This window comes from Streptomyces niphimycinicus, from assembly GCF_018883605.1.
Lineage (GTDB): Bacteria > Actinomycetota > Actinomycetes > Streptomycetales > Streptomycetaceae > Streptomyces > Streptomyces niphimycinicus.
In genome coordinates this window covers 1-1,832 of the sequence record NZ_JAHLEM010001210.1, presented here as the reverse complement: position 1 = coordinate 1,832, position 1,832 = coordinate 1, and the positions used below count along the sequence as shown (strand labels likewise).

Below are 1,832 nucleotides of genomic sequence, written 5' to 3'. Positions count from 1 at the left end.
GGACGTCGCCGCGGCGGGCGTCGGCAAGGGGGTGCCCACCCCCAAGGACCTCGCCGACCTGGGCCGCGGCCCGGCCGCGCCCGGCGGTCAGGGTGAGCGGCAGCAGGCCGCCGGTGCCACCCTGCGCTGGTCCTCCGACAAGGGCTGGGTCGACCGGGGCCCCGGCGCCGTGGGGGAGCCTCCGGAGACCGCCAACCTCCCCATGCTGGCCCAGCTCACCAGCGCCGAGCAGCGCTGGGCCGACCGCGAGGAGGACATCACGGCCGTCAGCGGCGACCCGTTCGAGGTCGGCCAGGTCTTCGCCCGCCGCTGGACCGACCGGCTCGCCGAACCGGGCCCGTTGCGCCAGATCTCCACGGAGTACCCCCGCATCCCGCACCGCATCGACGGTGAACTGCTGCGCTACGCGGCCCGCTTCGGGCTGCTGGCCCACAAGGACGACCAGATCGACGAGCACGACCGCTATGCGATCCGGGCGGGCTTCTGGCGCGAAATCGACCTCCGCTCGGCCGCGGAGCACGCCCAGACGGGCGGCTAGGCCAAGGCGTCGAGCGGCCGGGGGATGTTCCGCGGATCTTGACGCCCGCGGCAGGCCGCTCGCCTCCTCGCGCCTTCCCGCGGCATCGATATGCGGCTCCGCCGCGGGGCAGGGCTCCGCCCCGGTCCCCGGGGTCCAGGGGGGAGCCCTTGGTATCGGGAAGGGGCGGGGAGGGAAAAGCGTCGATATGCGGCTCCGCCGTGTGGTCCGCCGGGCGCCCCGCAGCCCCTGCCGTCCAGGGGGCTCACCCTGGGCGGGCGCGCCGCTCCGTGCCCGCGGTGCTCCCCGGGACGTACTCCGTTCTCGTCACGACCCCCGGTGGCACCGACACGGCCGGGCCGCCCACCCTCGTCGTCCTGTGCTCCTCCGATCCGTCCCCGAGGGCCCCGAGGACGGGAGCGGGTGTTTGGGCGCGTACCCTCATAGCTCGTGAGGACGGGCGCGAAACAGGCGACGAGTGGCGATGTGGTGTGCACCGTGCGCGGCCTGGTCAAGACCTATCCCGCGGCGCGCGGCCGCCGCGGCGCCCCCGCCACGCCCGCCGTCCGGGCCAGCGACGGCGTCGATCTCGATGTGCTGCGCGGCGAGGTCTTCGGGCTGCTCGGGCCCAACGGCGCCGGCAAATCCACCCTCGTACGGCAGCTCACCGGCCTGCTGCGGCCCGACGAGGGCAGCGTGCGGGTGCTCGGCCACGATCTCGTACGCCACCCCGAGCGCGCCGCCCGGCTGCTGTGCTACCTCGGCCAGGACTCGACCGCGCTGGACGAGCTGACCGTCGCCCTCGCCGCCGAGACCACCGCGCGGCTGCGCGGGCTGGAGGCCCGCGCGGCCCGTGCCGAGCGGGACGCGGTGATCGAGGAGCTGGGGCTCGGGGAGATCGCCGGGCGCCCGCTGAAGAAGCTCTCCGGCGGCCAGCGGCGGCTGGCCTGCGTCGCCGCCGCGCTGGTGGGGGAGCGGCCACTGCTGGTGCTGGACGAGCCCACCAGCGGAATGGACCCCGTCGCCCGGCGCGCCGTATGGGCGGCCGTGGACCGGCGGCGGGCCGAGCGGGGGGTGACGGTGGTGCTGGTCACCCACAATGTGATCGAGGCGGAAACGGTTCTGGACCGGGTCGCCGTGCTGGACCGCGGCAAGGTCATCGCCTGCGACACGCCCGCCGGGCTGAAGGCGCTGGTCGCCGACGAGGTGCGGCTGGAGCTGGTGTGGCGCACCGAGCCGCCGTTGGAGGTGCCCGAGGTCGCCGCCCTGCGGAGCGCCGCCGAGGCGGCCCGGGCCGCCGGCGGCGTCTCCGGGC

Annotated in this window: 1 protein-coding gene and 1 pseudogene; both read left to right on the top strand. The window is 76.0% G+C overall.

The genetic code is table 11. The features are described from left to right. Positions 1–538, top strand: a pseudogene (locus KN815_RS48900) (NYN domain-containing protein); the annotation flags it as partial. Between the two features lie 429 nt (positions 539–967). Next, the coding region (locus KN815_RS48895; RefSeq protein WP_216348174.1) for an ABC transporter ATP-binding protein at positions 968–1,832 on the top strand (865 nt) is incomplete at its 3' end.